The organism is Agarivorans sp. TSD2052, from assembly GCF_023238625.1.
Taxonomy (GTDB): Bacteria; Pseudomonadota; Gammaproteobacteria; order Enterobacterales; family Celerinatantimonadaceae; genus Agarivorans.
The window spans coordinates 3,833,219-3,857,500 of record NZ_CP096670.1 but is presented as its reverse complement, the minus strand read 5'-3'; the positions used below and the strand labels follow the sequence as shown (position 1 = coordinate 3,857,500).

Here is a 24,282-nt window from a genome sequence, read left to right as displayed (position 1 = left end):
GTACCCGCGGCTAGACGGAAAGACCCCGTGAACCTTTACTACAGCTTGACACTGAACATTGACCCTACATGTGTAGGATAGGTGGGAGGCTTTGAAGCGTTGTCGCTAGATGATGTGGAGCCGACCTTGAAATACCACCCTTGTAGTGTTGATGTTCTAACGTTGGTCCCTTATCGGGATTGCGGACAGTGTCTGGTGGGTAGTTTGACTGGGGCGGTCTCCTCCCAAAGAGTAACGGAGGAGCACGAAGGTTGGCTAAGTACGGTCGGACATCGTACGGTTAGTGCAATGGCATAAGCCAGCTTAACTGCGAGACAGACACGTCGAGCAGGTACGAAAGTAGGTCATAGTGATCCGGTGGTTCTGTATGGAAGGGCCATCGCTCAACGGATAAAAGGTACTCCGGGGATAACAGGCTGATACCGCCCAAGAGTTCATATCGACGGCGGTGTTTGGCACCTCGATGTCGGCTCATCACATCCTGGGGCTGAAGTCGGTCCCAAGGGTATGGCTGTTCGCCATTTAAAGTGGTACGCGAGCTGGGTTTAGAACGTCGTGAGACAGTTCGGTCCCTATCTGCCGTGGGCGTTTGAGAATTGAAAGGAGCTGCTCCTAGTACGAGAGGACCGGAGTGGACGAACCGCTGGTGTTTGGGTTGTTATGCCAATAGCATTGCCCAGTAGCTACGTTCGGAACTGATAACCGCTGAAAGCATCTAAGCGGGAAGCAGGCCTTGAGATTAATTCTCACTAGGACTTTAAGTCCTCTGAAGGGCCGTTGGAGACTACAACGTTGATAGGCAAGGTGTGTAAGTGCTGTGAGGCATTGAGCTAACTTGTACTAATTACCCGTGAGGCTTAACCATACAACACCCAAGTGGTGTTGCTTATAGACATCTTATTTTTTATGACCAAGAGTACTTGTTATACTCGTGGGATGTTTTCAGCTTTTTCGAATGTTAAAGACAACAAGTTTTTGCCTGGTGGCAATAGCGTTGTGGACCCACCTGAACCCATGCCGAACTCAGAAGTGAAACGCAACTGCGCCGATGATAGTGTGGGGTCTCCCCATGTGAAAGTAGGTCACTGCCAGGCTCCAAATAAAAAGCCCTGCTCTATGAGCAGGGTTTTTTTATGCCTGAGATTTAGTCACAGGCTTTTAGCCACAGGCTACCATGCTGAGTCGATGGCCATAGATAGCCATAGATAAGCATGCTTTTTCAGGCTGAAGTGAAAGCCGCTATGCTGCGCACCTATTTAGAGAAGGCCTATCCTAAGGGATAGGCTTTTTTTATGCCTTAAATAAATCGCTGCTTGGTTATAAGAATTAGGTGCAGGGGACTGGCTATTTTTTCTCTACATTAAATAACACCAACAAAACCTAGCGACTTAACGCATAGCTTCGCTGGATGTTTGTTTAAATATTGTTCATCTAGTTGTGTGCTTGCACTGAAAAGTTTGTAAACATGAACAGGATGTTTTAACTTGAGATTGAAGTTTGCACGATTCTTAGATCACCCATGGGCCTATGGAGGGCAAATATGGAAAATGATTCCCTAAGTAAACTGTTCATTCTCGATACCAATGTGCTGCTGCACGAACCCCTCGCAATATACTCTTTTCAAGAACACGATGTAGTCATTCCGATGACGGTACTAGAAGAATTAGACCGGATTAAAGACAGACAAAAAGATGTGAGCCGTGACGCTAGAGTGGCGATACGCTCGCTTGAAGATGTTTTTGCCTCGGCCTCTCCCGAGCAAATTATTAACGGTATTCAGTTACAGAATGAAGCGGATAACCAGGTTAGCGGTAAAGTAGCTATCTTCGCTGATCATACTCTGAAAAAACAGCTACAAACCTTCACCGATGACGAGCCGGATAACCGAATTATTAACGCCGCTTTATACTTGCAGTCTAAATATGCACCACGTGAAGTCATCCTCGTCACTAAAGACATCAATATGCGGCTTAAAGCGAAAGGCGCCGGTTTAGAGCGGGTCGAAGACTATCGAACAGACCAACTAATTGATGATATACGTCTGCTGGCAAAGGGTTTTGTTGAATTTGAAGGCAGCTTTTGGGGCCGAGTTAAAGACTGCGATAGTAGCTCAGAAGGACGTGATACTCATCATGTGGTGGACGCTGAAATAGTTGGGCCTTGTTATGTTAACCAATACATTATCGATGATACAAAAAGCTTCGCTGCCAGAGTCCTGAAAAAAGATGAGCAAAAAGTAGAGTTGCTTGATCTTGGCTATGAACGCTTAATGGCAAAACACGCTTGGGGAGTTCACCCCAAGAATATTTATCAAGGGATGGCCTTTGATGCACTGCTAGACCCGAGTATCGATTTGGTGATACTAACCGGTCCTGCTGGCTGCGGTAAAACCTTGTTAGCAATGGCTGCCGCACTAGAAATGGTCGTGGAGAAAGGCATTTACGACAAAATTATTGTCACTAGAAACACCCCCGAAATAGCAGAATCAATTGGTTTTTTACCCGGTACCGAAGAAGAAAAGATGGCCCCTTGGTTAGCGGCTATTACCGATACGCTAGAAGTGTTGCATAAACATGATGAGTCAATGTCAGGCTCAATGAACTACATAATGGAAAAAGCCAATATTCAGTTTAAATCGGTCAATTTCATGCGTGGGCGGAGTATACAGAATGCGTTTGTGTTTTTAGATGAGTGTCAAAATTTGACGGCTTCTCAGCTTAAAACCATTATTACCCGCTGCGGAGAAGGAACCAAATTGGTATGCTGTGGCAACTTAGCGCAAATAGACAGTAACTATTTGTCGGCGGTTACGTCTGGTTTAACCTATATTGTTGAGCGGTTTAAAGATTTTGATGGCAGTGCAAATGTTTACTTAAATGGTGTGGTTAGGAGCCGTTTAGCCTCATTTGCAGAAGAGAAACTATAGAAGGTAAAAGATGATTGGAGACGCAAACAAACGTGCATTTCACCGTATGTTGATTGATGCTGAACTACGGATTTGGGTTGGTCAGCAAAGCTATTCCGGTGTATGTAAAGACTTAAGTGCTACCGGTATGGGGATTAGCCTAAAAGGGGTGCAACTAGTTTTAGGTGATGAGGTCGAAGTCGCGCTTAGTGGCGAAGGTGTCGCTCCCTTTAGCGCTAAAGGAAAAGTCGTTCGCTGTAACGGTGATGTGAATGTCGACTGTGCGATTGAGTTTACTTCTCTGTCTTAAATTCCGGTGCTGTCCAGTTCATTCGTTGGTAGGTGTAAAAGCCTGCGCGAATGTACTGGGCGCTGGTTTTAGCTACCTCTCCTAACTTATATAAGGCTGGTCCGGTTGGTTCAGCTAATACGTATTTTCTTCCGTTTATCTCTACGGTTTCATCATCTGCTCGCGGCGCAACGGATATCGCCAATAAGGCATGATTGGGCACATAAATAATGACCACATCTAAACGTGGGAACACGGTCTTTAAAGCGCTAGCGATTAAAGTCGTTTTGCTGTCACAGTCGCCTAGGTTGTTCCTAATGACCTGAATGGGTGTAAGGTAGCCAGCCCCGCGTAAGTTATCTCTCGATCGCAAGGGGTTATAGGGAATCGACTGAACAAAACCCAGTAAATAGTTGGTAACTTCTCGAGTATCGGACTGTTTATCACCTAATGCATGTAAACTATTACTCAACCAACTAAACAGGTATTGCGCGCTTTCATGGGCAAACCGATTGTGGTCGGGCATGATTCCTACTTGGCCATCAGCCGTCTTTTTTTCTACAAAGTACTGTTGTGTTAAATAGTCTTGATAATGCTGGTTTATTTCTTCATTTAGGCTGGCTGCTAGTTGCTTAAGTAGGGCTTGGTCATTACCTTTTAATTGATAATTGAGCTGACCATTGTCGCTGCTAAAGTTAACTTGAGCGCGTTTAGGATCAATCTTATTTACACTCGTTTTGAGCTGAGCTAATACGTATTGCTGTGCGTGTTTGGGTCGGTATTGGATAAACTTGGTGAGTTTGTGAGGATAGTTGAGTAGCTCAAATTGAAGTTGCTGTTGCTGATGTTGTTGGTCATTCCAAAGGTAGGCGTAGTGCCCTGCGTTACGTTCAAAGCGGAGTTGTTCAGCTTGGCTAAGCCCAGAGAATAAGCCGGAGAAAATGACTAACAAGCTTAAGCGTATCATCATTTACCTCCGGTCTTTTATTGGCAATTAGCTAAGTTTTGATTGCTTTTGTTTAGCGATCTGCTCGGCACGATGGATATGATTTAACACATGAACGAAGGCCTTGGCGGACGCTTCAACAATGTCGGTGGCTAGACCCATACCGTGATATTTACGCCCTTGGTAGTTAGCAACAATGTCTGCTTTACCTAAAGCGTCTTTAATATCTGATTTTTGCGCGGCGCTGGTCCCACCGCCAGCGGCTTCAATGGTGTAATCATCAATCTTGATATCATAGCCCGTTATTTTTCTTAAACAGCGATAAGCCGCATCAATAGGGCCGTTACCGGTGGAGGCTTCAAGAATAGTCTCCTCTCCAGCAATGAGTTTAACTGTAGCAGTAGAGACCACATCCGAGCCACTTTGGGCACTTAAATACTCCAAACGGTAATGCTCTGATTCATCTTGTAGATTGTTGAAAAATACCAATGCTTCTAAGTCATAATCAAATACTTGGCCTTTACGGTCTGCCAACTCTAAGAAGCTGTCGTATAGTTCATTTAAGTCGTAATCATTTTCGCTGTAACCTAATTCAGCCATGCGATGTTTAATCACATGGCGGCCCGAACGTGAGGTAAGGTTTAAGCTGTTTTTATTTAAACCTATGCTTTCTGGGGTCATGATTTCATAGGTGTTTTCGTTTTTCAGCATGCCATCTTGGTGAATACCAGAGGAATGAGAAAACGCGTTGCTGCCAACAATGGCTTTGTTCGCCTGCACAGGCATATTGCATAGGTGGCTAACTAATTGGCTAGCACGGTAAATCTCTTGTGATTTAATATTGGTGGTTAAGCCGCCTAGTTGATCTTTTCGTGTGTTGATGATCATCGCCACTTCTTCCAGTGAACAATTACCCGCGCGTTCTCCAATACCGTTTAAGGTACATTCAATTTGCCGCGCGCCTTGCTGTACCGCTGCGATAGAGTTGGCCACCGACAAGCCTAAATCATCATGGCAGTGCACTGAGATAATGGCTTGGTCAATGTTGGGTACGCGGTTGAATAGTTGAGTAATGATGCCACCAAACTCGCTAGGTACCGTGTAGCCTACGGTATCGGGAATATTAACGGTAGTTGCCCCTGCTTTGATAGCGGCTTCAACCATGCGGCATAGGTTATCAATAGGAGTACGGCCTGCATCCTCACAAGAAAATTCTACATCGTTAGTGTAGTTACGGGCATGTTTTACCGCTTTTACCGCCATATCTAATACGTCGTCAAAACTACGTTTAAGTTTACTTTCTACATGCACAGTAGAGGTGGATATAAAGGTGTGAATACGGAAGGCTTCAGCGACTTTTAGTGCTTCGGCTGCCACATCAATGTCTTTAGGCAGGGCGCGAGATAGTGCACATACCGTTGAATTTTTGATTTCCCGAGCAATGGTTTGCACCGAATCAAAATCGCCGGGCGAAGAGATAGGAAAGCCAACTTCCATAATGTCTACACCTAAACGTTCCAGGGCAAAGGCTATTTGCAGCTTTTCTTTCACGGTTAAACTGGCTGCTAGTGCTTGTTCGCCATCACGTAAGGTTGTATCAAAAATTTTGACTAGATCAGACATTAATTAATCCTTGTCTATTGTTATCTGTGTTTGCCTAACAGCATGCGTAGTCGATTAGGTTTATGATTAGTACGACATATTTAAAGTGCACACGTTTGTGGCTATTTTAGCAAGCTCACATCTTACTGGTTAAGCGTAAATTGAGCTAGCCACTTACGCGATAAATTAATAGGAGTGTTAGGCGTGAAGAAAACAGCAATAGTAGTGGGTGCTACAGGCCTAGTTGGACGCGAGTTGGTGCGACAGTTACTTGATGATACTCGTTGGGGAAAGGTAGTGGTGGTTGCCCGCCGTGGTCTAGATATAAAAGCTGAAGCGCTGGAAGAACATTTGGTAGATTTTGACCACATTGAAGATTGGCAGTATCTGCTACAAGGTCATAGTTTGTTTATCTGTTTAGGTACAACCCTCAAACAAGCAGGCAGCAAACAAGTGATGCGGCAAATTGACTTGGATCTGCCTATACAGTTAGCCACAATCGCCAAGCAACATCAGGTGCAAGACTGTTTAGTTATCTCGTCACTAATGGCTAATGCAAATTCTTCTGCTTATTACCTACGCTTGAAAGGTGAGCTTGAGCAACAACTCGCGAGTTTACAATTCGAGCGCTTAATGATTTTTCGCCCCGGCCCTCTGCTGGGAGAGCGTTCAAGCCCGCGGTTTTCTGAGCAGGTGGTAGCAGCCATGCAGCCCTTATTTGGTTTTACTTATTCACCACTGAAGGCTTGGAGAGGTATTCGGGCAGAAGATCTTGCGCAATTAATGATAAGCAAAGCCAATAGTTCCACGGTTGAACGGCAGCAGGTTTTTGAAAAGGAGACGCTATTTAGTTAAGTCTAAGGGGCCGCGTATCTATCGGTTTATCTCAAACTGATCGCAAGCTAAGCCTTCTGTGTCATCGTTTTGTCAATTTTCTTTCATTTCCCGGTAAAGCAACTTATCCAATCTTAGCGAAGGCACTGAGAAGGAGAGTTGTATGTTACAGCGACTAAACCGGTGGGATTACGCCATATCAGCCACATGTTTGGGGCATCGTTTCAATCGACAGATTGCGAGTATGGCTAAGGTAGTTTCTCATTCAGGAGATGGTTATTACTATGCACTTTTGGGCGGGGCGATTGCTTTTAGCCCTTTTGCCGCCCCTTTTTTAAGCCTAGCGCTACCTGCTTTTGCTTTAGAGTTACTGGCTTATTTATTGCTAAAGCAAATTTTTCGCCGTGACCGCCCGCAATCACTTCCGGTATTTATTTGTCCCTCAGATCGTTTCAGTTTTCCCTCTGGACACAGTGCTGGGGCTTTTGTTATGGCTGCGTGCGTAGCTGAGGTGTTCCCTTCTTGGGCTATGTTGGCCTTTTGCTGGGCTGGCTTAATTGCGTTCTCTAGGGTGTTGTTGGGAGTGCATTTTGTCAGCGACGTCATTGCTGGGGCGTGTCTAGGTCTAGTCATTGTTTATAGTTTAATTTAGGAAGTGACGATAATGCGGATTCTTTATGGTGTTCAAGGGACGGGTAATGGCCATATTACTCGGGCACGTTTGCTTTGTTCTGCATTGAAAAAGCAGGGAATTGAGGTCGACGTATTAATGTCGGGCCGAGTGGGAAAGCAACCAGAGGTGGCTGAGTTTGGTGAGTATCAAAGTGTAAAGGGGATTAGTTTTTATCACCGCCACGGCAAAGTAGATAAGTGGGCGACCTTTCGGCATTTGGCGCTGGTTCGTTTTGCTCATGACGTAACCAGCTTGGACCTCTCCCAATATGACTTGCTGATTAATGACTTTGAGCCAGTGAGTGCATGGGCTGCAAAATTGCAGGGGCTACCCAGTCTCTCTATTTCGCACCAAGCGGCATTTTTGCATGACATACCCACCAAAGAAATGGGCGTTTGGAGCAAACTGTTAGTGCGTTATTTTTCACCTTGTAAACATAATCTGGGCGTACATTGGTGTGATTTTCAACAGGCAATTATCCCGCCATTGGTTGAGCGCTTAGAAAACATCAGCAATAACGGCAGTATCTTAGTGTATTTACCCTTTGAGACCTTGGATCAAGTATTACCGCTATTACGTCGATTTACCGGTTATCAGTTTGTCTGCTTTCATCCTGCTATCACTCAGCCAAGTCAGGATCAAAATGTTCAATTGCGGCCGATTGATCGAAAAGGCTTTTTAAGCGCGCTAAGTCAATGTGCGGGGGTGTTCTGTAATGCCGGATTTGAGTTACCGTCGGAAGCTATGGCTGCTGGCAAAAAAGTACTGGTGAAACCCTTACTCGGTCAATTTGAACAAGTGACCAATGCCTATACTTTACACAGCCTTGGCTTGGCCCAAGTGGCGGAAAGCCTAGAGCCCTATTTATTAGATTCGTGGTTACAGCTAGAGCAGAGTGAAGCGGTTAAATACCCTGATGTTGCCGCTGAACTGGCCTTGTGCATTCAATCTGGTGAATGGCAAGATTTGTTAGTGATGGCCAAGGCAATGTGGCAACAAGTGAGTTACCCCGCAGCAAGCCAATTACTAATGGCAAATATAGACGCTGATAAATCAACAAGCAGGAATTCATGGACTAGAATTAAAGTGTCTGGCTAGCCTATTAGGGAGGAGGAGACATGCGATTTACAAATGAAGATGGGGAAGTGATGGAGCTTGCGAACAATGTCACCCTGCAGGAACTGTACGATATGGGGGTAAGCATTTCGGTAAGTGAAGATTCAGACCCAGAACAGCAAATTTGGTTGACCGAAGAACATGACGCCATAAAGTAACTTTTTGAACGAAATACAAGTAAGAGCCAGTGGGTTACTTTGTAACTATCTGGCTCTTTGTTTAATTGTCGACTTATTGTTCTTAATTTCGCCGGCTTTTGTGTGACTTGTTTATATGATTTGCTGCTAAAAAGCTTAGAAAGGCGCGACAAAAGCATAGACGCTGGGGGGCAAGAAACGTTAAAGTGCTAATCTTGGAAGACAGGATTTTTTAGTCCCATTTCCCGCAACACAATGAATTTTCCCCACAATTAAAATAAATAAAGCCTGGAGGCTTGAACATGGAGAAGTTATCCGGCGCCGAAATGGTCGTCCGCTGTTTGCAAGATCAGGGTATTAAACACATATTTGGTTACCCTGGCGGCTCAGTATTAGATGTTTATGATGCGCTATTTGATAGTAGTGATATTGAGCATGTTTTGGTTAGGCACGAGCAGGCTGCTGTGCATATGGCCGACGGTTATGCACGCGCAACTGGTGAAGTAGGTACGGTATTGGTGACCTCTGGTCCCGGTGCAACAAATACGATTACTGGCATTGCTACAGCCTACATGGATTCTGTGCCTTTGGTGATATTGTCTGGTCAAGTACCAACTAGCCTAATTGGTCAAGATGCCTTCCAAGAAACAGACATGATTGGCGTTTCACGTCCAGTGGTTAAACATAGCTTCTTAGTTAAGAAAGCTGAAGATATCCCTGCTGCTATCAAAAAAGCCTATTACATCGCGGCCACTGGGCGACCAGGTCCGGTGGTGATTGATTTACCCAAAGATGTTCAAAACCCCTTATTAAAATTTCCTTATGAATACCCTAAATCCGTTAGCATGCGATCTTACAATCCTACGTTAACGGGTCACAAAGGACAGATTAAAAAAGCCGTTAAAGCTTTAGCTGAAGCCGAAAGGCCTGTTCTCTATGTCGGCGGTGGTGCCATTATGGCCGAAGCCGGTGAACAAATTAGTCAGTTGGTCGACTTATTCAATATGCCTGTTACCTCAACCTTAATGGGTTTAGGTGCATTTTCCTCAACCGATCCGCGGTTTGTGGGTATGTTAGGAATGCACGGTACCTATGAAGCAAACATGTCGATGCACAATGCCGATGTGATTTTTGCTGTTGGTGCGCGCTTTGATGATCGTGTGACTAACAACGTGGCCAAGTTCTGCCCGAATGCGACCATTCTGCATATTGATATTGACCCAACGTCTATCTCAAAAACGGTTCGTGCTGATATTCCCATTGTTGGATCCGTAGATGCTGTGATTGACCAAATGCTTGAGTGTATCGAAGAAACCGGTGCAAAAAATGATGCCGATAGCTTGAAAGATTGGTGGGCACAAGTTGACCAATGGCGCAGCCGTAAGTGTTTAAACTATGCCAAAAGTGACACGGTTATTAAGCCTCAGCAAGTGATTGAGTCGATGTATCGCGTGACTAAGGGCGATGCTTATGTCACCTCGGATGTGGGGCAGCATCAAATGTTTGCCGCCTTATATTATCCTTTTGACAAGCCGCGTCGTTGGATCAACTCTGGTGGTTTAGGCACAATGGGCTTTGGTTTTCCTGCTGCCATGGGGGTTAAGTTTGCATTTCCTGATGCAACCGTAGCGTGTGTGACCGGCGATGGTTCCATTCAGATGAATATTCAAGAGCTATCTACTTGTTTGCAATATAACGTACCAGTGGTGATTGTATCGCTAAACAACCGTTCATTAGGGATGGTTAAGCAGTGGCAAAAAATGTTCTACGATGGGCGTCAATCTCATTCTTATATGGATTCGGTTCCAGACTTCGTTAAATTAGCGGAAGCCTACGGCCACGTTGGGATGCAGGTTAATCATCCTGATGAGTTAGATGCGGCGATGGAAAAAGCTTTCTCGATGAAAGACCGAGTGGTGTTCATGGACATCATGGTTGACCCAGAAGAGCACGTTTATCCGATGCAAATTAAAACCGAAGCGATGAAAGATATGTGGCTAAGTAAAACGGAGAGAACTTAATGCGCCGAATTATTTCAGTTTTATTAGAAAATGAAGCCGGCGCGCTATCTCGTGTGACGGGCTTGTTCTCTCAGCGTGGTTTCAACATCGATTCTTTAACGGTTTCGACCACTGAAGATCCCACCTTATCACGTATGAGTATTTGTACTTTTGGTGACGAAAACACCATTGAACAAATTACCAAGCAATTAAATAAGCTGGTTGATGTACTTAAGGTTTCCGAGCTAACCGAAGCAGAGCACGTTGAACGCGAAATTATGCTGGTTAAAGTACGCGCGGCTGGCGGTGTTCGTGAAGAAGTCATGCGAACTTGTGACATTTTCCGTGGTCAAATCGTCGATGTTACCCCTAGCATGTATATAATGCAGCTGAGCGGTGATAGCGCTAAGTTGGATGCTTGTGTGAAAACTCTCGCTCAGTCTACTGAGATTTTGGAAGTGGTAAGAAGTGGCGTATGTGGCATGAGCCGCGGTGAGCGTATGCTTCGCCCTTAAACTTTCTTATCGTGAGTTAAAGACCAGCCTAGGCTGGTCTTTTTTGTTTTACAGCCAAGCTTATTGGGATTAACTGATATACTCAAACCTAGGTCGAGCTACAGGATGATAAGCCGACAGAGTTTGAACGGTGAGGAACACCACGCATGAAGTTTTCGAATAGAATTATTATTTTCACCATCAGCTGTGTTGTAGGTGCAGTGTTACTGGTGCTTCTGGGTGGTGCCTTAACCTTTAGGCAGTTAGCCTTCAATCAACAACAACACCAGTTACGTTCAGTGGTTGATGTTATTGATGGCCAATTGAGTGTGCAGCCAGACACCCCTGAGTTTGCCCAGTGGTTACCTAATTGGTTGCGGGCGCATAATATTCAAGTGTTAGAAGTTTCAAACCGAGGAGGGGTTTTATACACTTTTCGTGAGCTTAATTACAGCGGTGGAACAAATAGTCTAGTGGCTTATCGTTACCCACTGAAAGCCCATGCCGATTTTACCATTCAGATTTGGGTTGAACGTCCTTTTAAGCAGCTTAGCTACGAGCCAGAAGCCATGTTAGGCATTGTGGGCGGATTGCTGATAGTGGCATTCGGCTTGATAGCCGTTTTTCGCTGGCTAAAGAGCAGTATGTATGGTGCAGAATTACTGCAATCAAGAGGTAATCAAGTGTTAGCTGGACGGCTGCGAGATGTTAAAGACGGCCACCCCAAAGAATGGCCAAATGCAGCGAGCAAGGCCATCTGCCAGTTAATCAATGAGCTTATCGAAGCACGCCAAGAGCGTAGTCGATTTGATTGTATTATTCGCAATAATGCCTTTGTAGATGAACTCACGCAGCTCTCTAATCGGACCCATTTTTATAACCAGTTGGAAGCCGAAATTGGTGATGCAGATGCGCATACTGGCGCGGTAATGTTGATTTATTTGCGCGGTATGGATGATGTGAATTATCAATATGCGCGTAATGAAGGTGACACCATATTGCAGCAATGTGCGCAAACCTTAAAGCAATATACTCAGCGAAATATTGACGTGAATTTGGCGCGTTACAGTGGCGATGCCTTTGCTTTGTTAATGCCCTTATCTACTTTGAATGAAGCTGAAGAGGCTGCTGCAGGTATTTTAAAACAGCTAGAGCGCATCTCTTTGCCTGAGGTGGCTGATGCAGATGACTTCTTCTATATCGGTATTGCAGGTTATGAGTATGGCGATAATGCACAATTAGTGATCGAGCAAGCTGAAGATGCACTACGAGTGGCGCAAATGCAGCGGCACAATGGTTGGTTTTTAGTGGCCAGAGATCTGAGTTCTTCACAAACCGGCAAGGGGTCGGTGCGCTGGCGAACATTATTGCAGCATGTCATAAGCAATGACGGTATTCATTACTATCAGCAATCAGTGTATGACGAACATGGCGGGGTTTGTTATAACGAACTGCTGGCGCGGATTACCGACTACCAAGGGGAGGTTATCAACGCAGGGGTATTTTTACCGTGGGCCGAGAAAAGCGGTTTGCAGGTGGCCTTTGATCAGCACGGATTAAACTTTGCCATGAAATATGCCAAGTATTCGCGAACCCCTATCAGTATTAATTTGAATATCGCCACCGTGATCAAGCAGTCAGTTATGCGCGAGCTATTGCAATGGGTGTTTTCTACGCCCTATAAAGAATGCCAAAAACTGATATTAGAGTTTCCCGAAACTCAGCTCTCCAAATTAAATGATACCGAGTTATTGCGTTTAAAGGCGCTCAATAAAAAAGGCATCAAGATCGCCGTTGAGCGCGCAGGTCAACACGTAGTTAGCACTCAATACATCAGTGAACTAACACTTGAATATGTAAAATTGCATGCTAGTTTGGTCAGAGATATTCAAGTCCGCCAAGTTAATCAGCTGGCGGTAAGCTCGTTGATTGCCAGTTGTGCAGACCGGGTACAAGTGATTGCTGTTGGTGTAGAACGCAACGAAGAGTGGCGAGTATTACAACGATTGGGGGTTCACTGTGGTCAAGGTTTTTGGTTTAGTAAGCCAGAGCCGATCTAGTCTGTTGCTGATGTTTTATTTGCGTTTGATTCATTAATCGTCAGAAATCTAAATTATGTCCTCAGATAGTGGAGAAAAGGCACATATTTGTTGGCTAAGTCTTTCAAAAATAACAGAAGCGTTTACACTAAAAACTATTAAATACATGGATGCATTAAAGGACAGTAGATGGGATTGGCTTTTTGGCGGAATAAAACAGCAAAAATTCGCTGCTGTGCCTACTTGCGATCTGATCTTGTGGTTCTTGCTAATCAACATCAGCAACTCTTCGAAGCGCCGGTCAGTTCGATTGAGCAATGGCCTGAAGCTTTTGCAACACTTTGCAAAGAGGCCCAAATCAACGGTTCTCATCAAGTTGTCTTTGTATTAGGCAGTCAATATTTTCAGCAGTTTCAAGTCGAAAAACCTAACGTTTCAGAAGAAGAATTAGCCGGAGCCGTACCTTGGACCATTAAGGATATGGTAGCAGAGCCGGTGTTAGATTTGGTGGTTGATTATTACCAAGCGCCCGTAGCGCCAATGGCAACTGAAAAGCTAAATGTGGTCAGTGTTAAAAGATCAATTGTCCAACAGGTGGTTGAAATCGCCACTCGTCAGGATATTACGGTTGAAGGCATTACTATTGAGAGCCTTGCTGCTGTTAATCTATTAGAGGTCAATGATCGTTGTCAGTTGCTATTGTGGCAGCCTAAAGGTGGCGATTTGGAGTTGACCGTGGTCCGGCAAGGGCAAGTTTGTTTTAGCCGTCAATTACGCGCCTTTTCCAGTTTAGGTAAGATGCAAGAAATAGAGTTTACCCAAACATTCTTCGACAGTTTGAGCCTAGAGCTGCAACGCTCCATCGACTATATTAGTGCCACCCTAAAATTGCCTGAAGTGAATGTGATCAAGCTAGCCATTCCTAGTCGATTTTGTGACGAAATAGCGAAACAATTGCAACAAAATCTCGGCCCTAAAGTGTCTCTACTGGAGCTATCAGCGATAGATGATAGTCAGCTCTTCTACCAAATGCCGGCCATTGGCGGCCTTCAGGAAGGGGGATTATCGTGAAAACGAGAATTAACCTTTATACCGAGGAGTTTCGCCCCAAACCAGAGCTGGTATCCTTACGTCAGGTTATGTTGTCTTGGGTACTGATCGCCGTGGTGGCGCTTGTTTGGGGGATCTGGCAGCAGAATCAAAGTGATAGCGCGGTATTCAAAGCGTCACAGCAACGCAAGTTGGTTAAACAACAAGAAGCGGAACTGGCTAAGCTTAAAACTGCCATTGAGCAACGAGCCGTTGATGTAAATTTACAGCGTGAACTTGATGTATTACAACAAGAAGTGAAACTTAAGCGACTGTTAAATCAGCGTTTACAGGGGCAGAATTATGCTAATCAAGGTTTTTCATCCTCTTTAACCGCTTTAGCCTCGATCCCAAACGAGCAAATTTGGTTAACCGAAATACAGATACAGCGTGGCAAAATGGCCTTGACGGGTCAATCTAGTCGAAGTGATGCAGTGCCAAAATGGTTGAAGCAATTTCAAGCTTATCCAGAGTTATCCAATCAGCAATTCGCTGGTTTAAAAATCTATCGCGATGAGCAGCAGCAGCTTAACTTTAGCTTAAGTGGGTCTCATTCTGCTGATGTTGTCTTAGGAGGTCTGGATGACTGAGCAATGGTCCCATTGGCAAGCGCGTTTTGCAGCCTTAAGCTTACGTGAACGAATACTCATTTTATGTGTGGGCTTAGTGGTTGTCGGGTTTCCTGCTTACTATCTATGGTTAGAACCCGCGCTAATTAAGCAAGTTAAAGCTGAAAAAGAATTTGTGCAGCTATCTAAAGCGTTAGACGATAATCAGCAGTTAATTGCCTTTAGTAAGAATAAACTGCGTGAGGATCCCAATACTGAGATCAACGCCGAACTAAAACATTGGCAATCACAGCTCAGCCAAATAGACAGCAAGCTTGAGTTGCAACAAGCTGGTTTAATTCCGGTTGAGCAAATGGCCGAAGTGCTCGAAAAGTTGTTACAAAAAAATGAAGGCTTAAGCCTAGTGGCACTAGACTCGATTGCCCCGCAAGCGGTGTTATCAAGTAGCGAGACGTCTAGTGATAGCCTTAATTTTTATCGCCATGGTATTCGCTTACAGTTAAGTGGTAGCTATTTCCCTTTGGTTAAATACTTAGAAATTCTAGAGGCTTTGCCACAGCGTTTTTTGTGGCAGCTCATTGATTATAAAGTGGATCAGTACCCTAAGGCAGATATCATCATCAATATTTATACTTTAAGCACCAATAAGGATTTCATTAGTGGTTAAGTATTCATTGCTTGCAATATGGTTAGCCTTACCTGCGCTTATGACAGCGCAGGCTGAAACCTTAAGTGACCCTACTGCGCCGCCGCGCAACCAAGCTCAGTCGAAGGCTAAAAGTAAAACTTACTTACCTAGCTTGCAGGCCATTATCGTTGGTGGCGAGCAACCGGGGGCGATACTTAATCAACGCTTTATTAGCCTTAAAGATCACATCTCTGGCTACAGCCTGAGCGAAGTACATCAAGACTACGTAGTCTTAGTTAAACAAAACCAACAATATCGAATTCAATTGGACAAGGTGTCGGTAAAACGCATCACTGTGCAGGGGCAGTAATACATGTATATTAAACGGATATTTTTAGGCATTAGCATTGTGTTATTGAGTGCCTGTCAAACCACTAAGCGCCCAGACCCTGTTGACGCAAAACAAGCCTTAAATGAAGCACAGCAGCAAACGGTAGCGCCTATAGCAGCACCTGATTTACCCGAAGAAGTGCAAGCAGAACTGATGCCAGAGCTAGCGCTGCAACAAAATGATTTGTTACAGGTTGAACATCGTTTTGACGTAAATGCGCGTAACGTAGACGCCTTGGCTTTTTTCCCTGCATTGATTAAAGGCTCGCCATTGAGCGTGGCTATGCACCCAGGGGTTGAGGGGAAAATCACCCTCAAGCTTAAAGAAGTGACCTTAAAAGAAGCCGTTGATGTGGTGGCTGATATGTATGGCTATGACATTAAGCGCCAAGGTAAGGTATTACATGTCTATCCGGCTGGTATGCGGATTGAAACCATCCCACTGAATTACTTGATGCTTGAACGTTATGGATATACGCGAACGCGGATTAATTCAGGTGGCATTACCGACAGCGATGACAATAATTCGAATAACAGTTCTTCAAATAACTCGTCCAATAATAATTCATCGAATAATTCGTCGAATAACTCTAACAACAATAACAGTACCGGCTCTAATCGAAATAGCAGCTTTAACGGTACTAAAATTGAATCAGCAACAGAAACTCGCCTTTGGTACGAGTTAGAAGAAAGCCTGCGTGGAATGATCGGTATTAATATGCGTCGTGACCGCGGCAATGACACCTCTTACGCCAATGATGGGCGAATGGTAGTGGTGAGCCCGCAAGCCGGTTTAGTCACGGTTAGAGCATTTCCAGACGAAATTCGCACCATTAAAACCTTTTTGAGTAAATCTGAGAAAAACTTACAACGGCAAGTGATTCTTGAAGCCAAGATCATTGAAGTCACCTTAAGTGATGGCTACCAACAAGGCATTGATTGGACCAACGCGGGTGATGTATTTGGTTCGACGGAAGTATTATTTAATAGCGTATCTCAAATCCCCGGTGATGCTATTAGCAGTATTCTTGGCGGGGGCGGGGCGTTAACCGTCACCGATGGTAACTTCCAAGCGGTAGTCAAACTATTACAAACACAGGGTGATGTAAACGTCCTATCTAGCCCGCGAATTACCGCTTCAAATAACCAAAAAGCAGTGATTAAAGTTGGTACTGATGAATACTTTGTAACGGATGTGTCTAATACCACTATCAGTGGTACCAGTACGGTGTCTAATCCCAGTGTTGAATTAACCCCGTTCTTTTCTGGTGTTGCCCTAGATGTGACCCCACAAATTGATGATAACGGTCAAGTTTTACTGCATGTTCACCCCTCTGTGACCGATGTAAAAGAGCAGCGCAAGGTGATTAGTTTTGGTAGCGAAAGTGACAGCTTAGATTTACCGCTGGCGCAAAGTGATATTCGTGAAACAGACACGGTGATTAAGGCGCAATCAGGTGACGTTGTGGTGATTGGTGGCTTAATGAGCTCGAAGCAAGAAGAAATAGTCTCTCAAGTCCCTTTTCTTGGCGCGATACCTGGCTTAGGTGAACTGTTTACTAACCGCGCGGTATCTACCTCTAAAACAGAGTTAGTGATTTTGATTCAGCCAACGGTGGTGCAGCAAGACACCTGGAAGAATGAGCTGAAGAAGTCGCAAGAACTGCTTAATGCTTGGTACCCTGAAGATTAGTAGGCGAATGTAAGTGGCAGTATATTTAGAGTATTTTGGACTTTCTCAGGCCCCATTTGGTTTAACACCAAATACTAGCTTGTATCAAGCATTGCAACCGCATGATGAAGCAATTCAAGTGCTGCAAACAGCCTTACAATCAGGTGAAGGCTTCATTAAAGTGAGCGGTGAAGTGGGTACTGGTAAAACCTTATTATGCCGTAAACTGCTCAATGATAAATCTGAGCAATATCAGTTTGCTTATTTACCCAACCCTAACTTATCGGCCGAGCAAATACACCAAGCCTTAGCGGCCGAGTTAGGCTTGCAGCTTGATGCGTCAATGTCACCGCATAAGGTATTAGAACAAATTCATCATCAGCTGATCCATTTTGCCGGTTTAGAGCGACCGGTAGTGCTATTGATTGATGAGGCGCAGGCCTTAAGTGATGAAGCCTTAGAGGTTATTCGCTTGTTGGGTAACTTAGAAACGGAACAACGTAAGTTGTTGCATGTTGTTTTGTTTGGCCAACCAGAATTGGACCAGCGATTAGCCACTACCCAACTTCGTCAATTACGCCAGCGAATTACTTTCTCTTATCGCTTACGCGCGTTAAGAAATGATGAAATAAGCAGCTATATTCAGCACCGGTTACATCTAAGTGGCTATCGCGGAGGGCCGCTATTTACCTCGCGCTCGTTAAAAATGCTTACTCGCGCCAGTCGAGGCATTCCAAGGCTGATCAACATATTGGCTCACAAAGTATTGATGCTTTGTTACGGAAAGGGCGCCCAGCAAGTGAATGTGGCTATGGTAAAACAAGCGGTGCAAGATACTGAAGATGCTGTGTTATCACACTACTATCGTAATCTTGTCATTGTGGCTGTCAGCATAATTAGCCTTGGACTTATCGCCGCTATTTGGTTGGGGACGCAATAATGAGCGTTATTAACCAGATGTTGAAGGATCTTGATAAGCGACAGCAAACTAATGCGCAAAATATGTCGCCGCTGGTGGAAGAGTCTGGGCGCAGTGTTCGCGCCTATGTGTTGATGGCTATCGCTTTGTTAGCACTGCTGATTTCAGCATGGTTGGCGCTGCGTTATTTTCAAAATTTAGATGATGTGAGTGATGTACAAGTGCTTAGCGAAGCGCCTGTCAGGTCCTCGGAACAGGGGCCTAATCTATCCGAGCAATTACAGGCAGTGGCTGTTGCCATCGATGTTGATTTAGCCGAAACCGATACTAGCCTTTCTGATGTAGCGCCGCAAAAAGCGGCATCTAGCGCAAGCACAATGCCAGAAATAGAAACAGAAACAGAAGCTGTGGTTGTTCAGTCTAAAGCGCCTGAGCAGTCAACCGCGGGTAAACAAGTTAGCCTTGATACTAGTAGCACAGCTAAAGCCCTTGAGCCAAGGCCAAGCAGCCAAGCATCAGCGAAACCTGCTATCGAGCCGCCTCCCATAAAGCCTAGCGCTGTGGTAGCTGCTCAAACACTCCCAGACGAGCCTAAACCTGTAGTTGAAGAGCCTGTTGTTGAGGAGAGTAAGCAACAGTCAAGTACTGTGGATACTAGCGTCAGTTTAGAAATTAAACCCTTGAAACTTAGCCGTGAGCAACAGGTTGCGCTATACACCAAGCGTGGTTTTCAGGCTTTAGACCGACATTCACCCACCGATGCCAGAGCTGAATTCTCCAAGGCCTTGCAGCTGGATCACTATGCCCATGAAGTACGTGAACAACTGGCAGCTTTGCAATTTGGTCGAGGTGACGTAAGTGCCGCGGTAAATTTGTTAGAAGAAGGGGTTCAGCTTAACCGGTCTCGTGGCTCATTCCGCTTAATGCTCGCTCGCATTTTTGTACAACAAGACAACTTACCGCAGGCGGTCTTCTATTTAGAAAGTGCCCAACCTGATGTTGCTGGCAATATCGACTATTACGCTATGTTAGCTGGTTTAGCTCAACGTTTAGACAAACAAGAATTGGCTTTAAGCGCTTATCAAACCTTAGTTAAGCATGAGCCATCAAGGGCTCGCTGGTGGTTAGGGTATGCCATTGCAAACGATAAGTTAACCCAGTACCAAGAGGCCTTAGCAGCCTATCGACAAGCTGAAGTGTTAGGGCAGCTGTCTAGTCATTCTCGCGACTTTGTCGCAGCGCGTATCCGACAGTTGGAGCAATAAATATGGCGCAACCAAAATTAAGAATGCGTTTGGGTGACTTGTTAGTTAGCGAACAAGTGATCAGTGAAGCTGAGCTAATGAGTGCCTTAGCCCAACAAAAACAAACTGGGCGCAAGCTCGGCGCAACACTGATTGAACTCGGGGTGATTGCCGAGGTTCAATTACTGGAGTTTCTGGCCCGTCAGTTGGGTATTCCCTTTGTCGACCTTGGGCAAATCGCGGTCGACGCCAATGCCGTGGTGATGCTTGGCGAAGTTCATGCGCGACGTTTACGGGCTTTGGTTATCCATAAAGACGGTGATGTACTAACGGTTGCGATTTCAGACCCCGCTGACTTATCAGCCATTGATGCATTGGCCGGCTTATTAGCACCCAACCAGCTTAAATATGTGGTAGCTAGAGAGTCTCAGGTGGTTGACGCTTTTGATCGTTTTTACCGCCGCACGCGTGAGATCGAAGGCTTTGCTCAAGAATTAAAAGAAGAATATGCCAGTGCTGATGAATTTGATATTGGCTTGGCCACCGCTGATGCACAAAGTAATGAAACCACCGTTGTAAAACTGCTGCAATCGCTGTTTGAAGATGCGGTACAAGTGGGCGCCTCTGATATTCATATCGAGCCAGACGATAAGGTACTGCGTATTCGTCAACGAGTTGATGGAGTATTACAAGAAAGTGTACTCAATGAAGTGCAGATTGCGTCGGCGATGGTATTGCGCTTAAAACTGATGTCTGGCTTAGACATTTCAGAAAAGCGCTTACCACAAGACGGCCGGTTTAATATCAAAGTACGTGGTCACTCTATTGATGTTCGATTATCAACCATGCCGATTCAGGCCGGTGAGTCGGTCGTCATGCGTTTGCTTGATCAATCTGCCGGTATTTTGTCTTTAGAGCAAACCGGTATGCCAAAAGACATCATGGAGCGGTTTCGCCGTCAGTTGCATCGCCCCCATGGCATGATCGTCGTGACTGGCCCAACCGGTAGTGGTAAAACCACCACCTTGTATGGCTCTTTGAGTGAGTTAAACCAACCCGAATCGAAGATCATTACGGTTGAAGACCCGGTAGAATACCGGTTGCCGCGGATCAACCAGGTGCAAGTCAATACCAAAATTGGCTTAGACTTTTCTAATATCTTACGTACCACCTTACGCCAAGATCCCGATATCTTGTTAGTGGGCGAAATGCGAGACCAAGAAACCGTAGAGATTGGCCTTAGGGGCGCGCTTACTGGTCACTTGGTGCTCACTACCTTACATACCAACGACGCGATCACTAGTGCTTTAAGGCTCATAGACATGGGGGCGGCAGGCTATTTGGTCGCCAGCTCCTTGCGGGCCATTATTGCTCAGCGATTAGTGCGCCGCTTATGTGAAAACTGTAAACAGCTGCACACTCCCAGTAGTGAGGAGAAGGTATGGTTAGAGCATTTGAGCCAAGATGATTTAAGTCAGCAATCTTTCTATAAAGGGCCGGGTTGTCAAAGCTGTAATTACACCGGTTACAAAGGGCGGATCGGGGTCTTTGAAATGCTCGAATTAAACGAAGCGATGATGGAGTGCTTGCGCCGTGACGATCCGGATGAGTTTTCCAAGGTGGCCAAAGCCTCTGCCCATTATCGCCCCTTATCTATGGCAGCCTTAGATTACGCCAAGCAAGGTATTACCTCGGTAGAGGAGGTATTGCGCTTAGTGGAAGAAGTTGATATTTACAGCAGTGTGCTATCTAACGCGGAAGAATCTGAATAATGGCGATGTTTCGCTATCAAGTTCGTGATAGCACCGGCCGACTGATCAATGGAGACATTGAGGCCGCTAATCAGAATGCTGCGGCAGAAAGCTTAATTCGCCGAGGCTTAACGCCAATTAAAATTGCCGAGGGTAAAGCGCGTGGCGAGGGTTTGGGCTCACTAGATGTAAGTAGCTTATGGGAAGGGCGAATTCAGCTTGATGAGCTGGTGGTTTTTACACGGCAAATGTACTCGCTCACCAAGGCGGGTATTCCAATTATGCGGGCCATTAACGGCTTGGCTGAAACCGCCCATAGTAAATTGCTAAGGCGCTCGTTGGCCGGCGTGTCTGATGCGCTAAGTAGTGGCCGTACCTTATCAACCGCGATGGCAGAATACCCTAAAGTGTTCTCTCAGCTGTTTGTGAGTATTGTTCACGTGGGCGAAAATACCGGCCAATTAGAGCAAGCCTTTTTGCAGTTGTCGCAATATCTCGAATTAGAAATGGATACCCGCAAGCGGATTAAAACGGCGATGCGTTATCCCACCTTTGTGATCTTAGCGATTGTGATTGCCATGGTGATCCTCAATATTTTTGTTATCCCTCAGTTTGCCGAAATTTTCGGTCGCTTTAATGTCGAGTTGCCCTTGGCGACGCGAATATTGATTGGCACCTCCAACTTTTTTGTTAACTTTTGGCCGTTATTGCTGATTGGCGTTATTGGCTCGGTATTTTTGGTTCGCTGGTATGTGGCTACACCGAAAGGACGAATGCTCTGGGACAAAACGCGTTTACGTTTACCGGTAGTAGGGTCGGTGATCGAACGTTCTTTGTTGGCGCGTTTTTCGCGTAGTTTTGCCATGATGCTGTCGGCCGGCGTGCCGCTTAACCAAGCGCTTTCGTTGGTGGCTGGCGCAGTAGACAATGCCTTTATGGCGCAACGAATAGTAGAAATGCGCCATGGTATTGAGCGTGGCGAAAGCCTATTACGCAATGCCATATCCAGTGAATTGTTCACACCATTAGTATTACAGATGATTTCTGTGGGCGAAGAAACCGGTCAAGTGGACGAATTATTGACCGAGGCCGCAGAATTTTATGAGCGTGAAGTAGATTATGATTTAAAGAGCCTCACCGCGCGCATTGAACCACTATTAATTAGCGTGGTCGCAATTATGGTACTGGTATTAGCACTAGGAATATTTACACCTATGTGGGATATGATGCGAGCGGTTCGGGGGGGCTAAATGAACCAGCAGCTATTAGACAGTAACCGCGCTAGATTTAGCGGCTTAGTGACATTCTGCATCGTTTTATTAGTTGTATTGTTGCTTTTTGTTAGCCTTATCAGGACAATGGATCAGGCTGAGCAACAAATTATAGATGAATACTCTCAAACTTGGGGCAAGCAGTTGGCTCAAGTGCATGGTTTATGGCTGGCCCGATTTAGACCTAGCCATTTAACGGTAAATTTGTATCAGCGTGATGCCAACTCCACTGAGAATATCGCGCTAGCACCGTTTACTGTAGCCATGAGCAAGGCAGGTTGGCCGCAAGTTGCCACTACTCAGCAGTGTTTGGCTTTATGGCACAAACTGTTGGGTATGCCCTTCAAATTTGAAGGTAAGGACAGCTACGCTGACTATAAACAGGCTAAGTGCTTTTATACCGTAGAGCAGTTGGCAGTATTAATATACGACCCTGAATATGGGTCTATCACCAAAGAATGGCTGTAGAGCTAATAAAGGGGTACTCAGCAAGTGACTAGTTATTCTACAAAGGTTCAGTATGGTTCAAAGCAGGCAGGTTTCTCGCTGATTGAACTGGTTATTGTGATCGTTATTTTAGGTATTTTGGCTGCGACAGCACTGCCGCGTTTCTTAGATGTGACCGACGAGGCTAAAGTCGCCAGTTTAGAAGGTGTTGCGGGTGGCTTCGCCACCGGCGTATCGTTAGCGAGAGCGCAATGGGAGGCCGAAGGTCGGCCCAGTGAAAACGGCAAAAATGCGGTGCTTTACGATACTCAAAAAGTGTATTTAACCACCCCTACCAGTGCCCAAGTGAGCAATGGCAGTGTGGCCCCCGGTTACCCGATGACCAGTGATGATGAAGACGTGGATCCAGGCTCGCTGTCGGGCGACAAATGTTTAAAAGTGTGGGACGCAATATTGCAGAATCCTGCGCGCGCCACCGCTAACTTTGGTGACGTGGCCAGCGAAGGCGATTATTACAAATACTACACCACAGTGACGGGTTCAGCGGAAGCGAGCCGTTGTATTTTTTACCAAGTTAACTCCTTGGCAAAAAATAGCGGCGGTAGCTATGATGACCCAGGCAGTGATGAAGCAAGCTATAACAATTTTACTTACCAACCCGCAGCCGGGCGGGTATTTACCAATATTTCTAACTAACTATCTTAAATCAATAATTTTCTAAGGAAATAGAAATGAAAACAACTAAACAGCAAGGTTTTACGCTTATTGAATTGGTGATTGTGATCATCATCTTAGGTATTTTGGCGGTGACAGCAGCACCTAAGTTTTTGAACTTAACTAATGATGCCCGCACCTCAACGGTTAAAGGTGCTGAAGGGGCAATCAAAGGCGGCGCGAATATTGTTTATAGTAAAGCGGCTATTGAAGGTGAAGAAGCAACTGATTCAACAGATTTACAAGTTGGAGCTGAAGCTACTGACACCGTAGCTATCGCCTATGGTTATCCCGCTGAAGCTAGCTTTGGTGTCCCAGCTGATCTTGCGCGCTGGTTAGATTTGTCTGCTGCCGATTGGACAATTACTGGCACAAATCCTGTTGTTATTACTCCGGCTGGCTATACCGAGCCAGATGCGTCAGTTGTAGCCAAGCAATGTCGTGTGACATATACTGAAGCAGCAAGCGCTGGTGCTTCACCAACGATAACATCGCAAACTGGCGGCTGTTAATTGTTTAAAGGCTAGCTTCGGCTAGCCTTTATTCTGATACT

Annotated in this window: 23 protein-coding genes and 2 rRNA genes (1 of these 25 running past the window's edge); 23 read left to right on the top strand and 2 right to left on the bottom strand. The window is 45.4% G+C overall.

Annotated elements, in window-relative coordinates; all coding sequences use genetic code 11:
• The 4 genes from M0C34_RS17575 to M0C34_RS17560 form a co-directional block, all read left to right on the top strand.
• A 23S ribosomal RNA gene (locus tag M0C34_RS17575) occupies positions 1 to 865 on the top strand; it begins 2,023 nt to the left of the window's first position.
• A gap of 113 nt (positions 866 to 978) precedes the next feature.
• Positions 979 to 1,094 (top strand): 5S ribosomal RNA (gene rrf / locus M0C34_RS17570).
• Positions 1,095 to 1,540: 446 nt separating this feature from the next.
• Positions 1,541 to 2,926, top strand: coding sequence for a PhoH family protein (locus M0C34_RS17565; protein WP_248712967.1), 1,386 nt, complete (start codon positions 1,541 to 1,543; stop codon positions 2,924 to 2,926).
• Between the two features lie 10 nt (positions 2,927 to 2,936).
• Positions 2,937 to 3,215, top strand: coding sequence for a PilZ domain-containing protein (locus tag M0C34_RS17560; protein WP_248712966.1), 279 nt, complete (start codon positions 2,937 to 2,939; stop codon positions 3,213 to 3,215).
• Here the strand turns inward: M0C34_RS17560 and M0C34_RS17555 are convergent.
• Both M0C34_RS17555 and leuA read right to left on the bottom strand, forming a co-directional pair.
• Positions 3,199 to 4,164, bottom strand: a complete 966-nt coding sequence (locus M0C34_RS17555; protein ID WP_248712965.1) for a hypothetical protein — start codon at positions 4,162 to 4,164, stop codon at positions 3,199 to 3,201. The genes M0C34_RS17560 and M0C34_RS17555 overlap by 17 nt on opposite strands.
• Before the next feature lie 24 nt (positions 4,165 to 4,188).
• Entirely contained in the window at positions 4,189 to 5,763 is a 1,575-nt protein-coding gene (gene leuA, locus M0C34_RS17550; RefSeq protein ID WP_248712964.1) for a 2-isopropylmalate synthase, read from the bottom strand.
• A gap of 183 nt (positions 5,764 to 5,946) precedes the next feature.
• Between leuA and M0C34_RS17545 the strand changes: the two genes are divergently transcribed.
• The 19 genes from M0C34_RS17545 (at position 5,947) to M0C34_RS17455 (ending at position 24,241) form a co-directional block, all read left to right on the top strand.
• On the top strand, positions 5,947 to 6,597 hold the full coding sequence (locus M0C34_RS17545; protein WP_248712963.1) for an NAD(P)H-binding protein: 651 nt from the start codon (positions 5,947 to 5,949) through the stop codon (positions 6,595 to 6,597).
• A 142-nt stretch (positions 6,598 to 6,739) separates the two neighbouring features.
• Positions 6,740 to 7,228 (top strand): phosphatase PAP2 family protein, encoded by a 489-nt coding sequence (locus tag M0C34_RS17540; protein ID WP_248712962.1) that lies wholly within the window; start codon positions 6,740 to 6,742, stop codon positions 7,226 to 7,228.
• A 12-nt stretch (positions 7,229 to 7,240) separates the two neighbouring features.
• Positions 7,241 to 8,347, top strand: coding sequence for an MJ1255/VC2487 family glycosyltransferase (locus M0C34_RS17535; protein WP_248712961.1), 1,107 nt, complete (start codon positions 7,241 to 7,243; stop codon positions 8,345 to 8,347).
• A gap of 20 nt (positions 8,348 to 8,367) precedes the next feature.
• Positions 8,368 to 8,523 carry a hypothetical protein gene (locus M0C34_RS17530; protein WP_248712960.1) on the top strand — a complete coding sequence of 52 codons (156 nt, stop codon included), beginning with the start codon at positions 8,368 to 8,370 and terminating at the stop codon, positions 8,521 to 8,523.
• 281 nt (positions 8,524 to 8,804) lie between these two features.
• The gene (locus M0C34_RS17525) at positions 8,805 to 10,523 is read left to right on the top strand and encodes an acetolactate synthase 3 large subunit (protein WP_248712959.1); all 1,719 of its coding nucleotides are present in this window, start codon (positions 8,805 to 8,807) and stop codon (positions 10,521 to 10,523) included.
• Entirely contained in the window at positions 10,523 to 11,017 is a 495-nt protein-coding gene (ilvN, locus tag M0C34_RS17520) for an acetolactate synthase small subunit (protein ID WP_248712958.1), read from the top strand. Before M0C34_RS17525 ends, ilvN begins: the two co-directional genes overlap by 1 nt.
• Before the next feature lie 146 nt (positions 11,018 to 11,163).
• Positions 11,164 to 13,056 (top strand): EAL domain-containing protein, encoded by a 1,893-nt coding sequence (locus M0C34_RS17515; RefSeq protein ID WP_248712957.1) that lies wholly within the window; start codon positions 11,164 to 11,166, stop codon positions 13,054 to 13,056.
• Between the two features lie 168 nt (positions 13,057 to 13,224).
• Positions 13,225 to 14,106, top strand: coding sequence for a hypothetical protein (locus M0C34_RS17510; RefSeq protein WP_248712956.1), 882 nt, complete (start codon positions 13,225 to 13,227; stop codon positions 14,104 to 14,106).
• Positions 14,103 to 14,714 carry a PilN domain-containing protein gene (locus M0C34_RS17505; RefSeq protein WP_248712955.1) on the top strand — a complete coding sequence of 204 codons (612 nt, stop codon included), beginning with the start codon at positions 14,103 to 14,105 and terminating at the stop codon, positions 14,712 to 14,714. Before M0C34_RS17510 ends, M0C34_RS17505 begins: the two co-directional genes overlap by 4 nt.
• Positions 14,707 to 15,360 (top strand): hypothetical protein, encoded by a 654-nt coding sequence (locus tag M0C34_RS17500; RefSeq protein WP_248712954.1) that lies wholly within the window; start codon positions 14,707 to 14,709, stop codon positions 15,358 to 15,360. The genes M0C34_RS17505 and M0C34_RS17500 overlap by 8 nt, the downstream gene beginning before the upstream one ends.
• Positions 15,353 to 15,691, top strand: coding sequence for a hypothetical protein (locus M0C34_RS17495; protein WP_248712953.1), 339 nt, complete (start codon positions 15,353 to 15,355; stop codon positions 15,689 to 15,691). The genes M0C34_RS17500 and M0C34_RS17495 overlap by 8 nt, the downstream gene beginning before the upstream one ends.
• Positions 15,692 to 15,694: 3 nt before the next feature.
• A complete protein-coding gene (gene mshL, locus M0C34_RS17490) occupies positions 15,695 to 17,404 on the top strand; it encodes a pilus (MSHA type) biogenesis protein MshL (protein ID WP_248712952.1) in 1,710 nt (569 codons plus the stop codon).
• Between the two features lie 13 nt (positions 17,405 to 17,417).
• A complete protein-coding gene (locus tag M0C34_RS17485) occupies positions 17,418 to 18,323 on the top strand; it encodes an ExeA family protein (RefSeq protein ID WP_305883138.1) in 906 nt (301 codons plus the stop codon).
• Positions 18,323 to 19,567 (top strand): tetratricopeptide repeat protein, encoded by a 1,245-nt coding sequence (locus M0C34_RS17480; RefSeq protein ID WP_248712951.1) that lies wholly within the window; start codon positions 18,323 to 18,325, stop codon positions 19,565 to 19,567. Before M0C34_RS17485 ends, M0C34_RS17480 begins: the two co-directional genes overlap by 1 nt.
• A gap of 2 nt (positions 19,568 to 19,569) precedes the next feature.
• Positions 19,570 to 21,318, top strand: coding sequence for a GspE/PulE family protein (locus M0C34_RS17475; protein ID WP_248712950.1), 1,749 nt, complete (start codon positions 19,570 to 19,572; stop codon positions 21,316 to 21,318).
• The gene (locus M0C34_RS17470; RefSeq protein ID WP_248712949.1) at positions 21,318 to 22,547 is read left to right on the top strand and encodes a type II secretion system F family protein; all 1,230 of its coding nucleotides are present in this window, start codon (positions 21,318 to 21,320) and stop codon (positions 22,545 to 22,547) included. Before M0C34_RS17475 ends, M0C34_RS17470 begins: the two co-directional genes overlap by 1 nt.
• Positions 22,548 to 23,036 (top strand): hypothetical protein, encoded by a 489-nt coding sequence (locus tag M0C34_RS17465; RefSeq protein WP_248712948.1) that lies wholly within the window; start codon positions 22,548 to 22,550, stop codon positions 23,034 to 23,036.
• A 24-nt stretch (positions 23,037 to 23,060) separates the two neighbouring features.
• Positions 23,061 to 23,711 (top strand): type II secretion system protein, encoded by a 651-nt coding sequence (locus M0C34_RS17460; protein WP_248712947.1) that lies wholly within the window; start codon positions 23,061 to 23,063, stop codon positions 23,709 to 23,711.
• 35 nt (positions 23,712 to 23,746) lie between these two features.
• On the top strand, positions 23,747 to 24,241 hold the full coding sequence (locus M0C34_RS17455; RefSeq protein ID WP_248712946.1) for a prepilin-type N-terminal cleavage/methylation domain-containing protein: 495 nt from the start codon (positions 23,747 to 23,749) through the stop codon (positions 24,239 to 24,241).
• Positions 24,242 to 24,282: the final 41 nt, after the last annotated feature.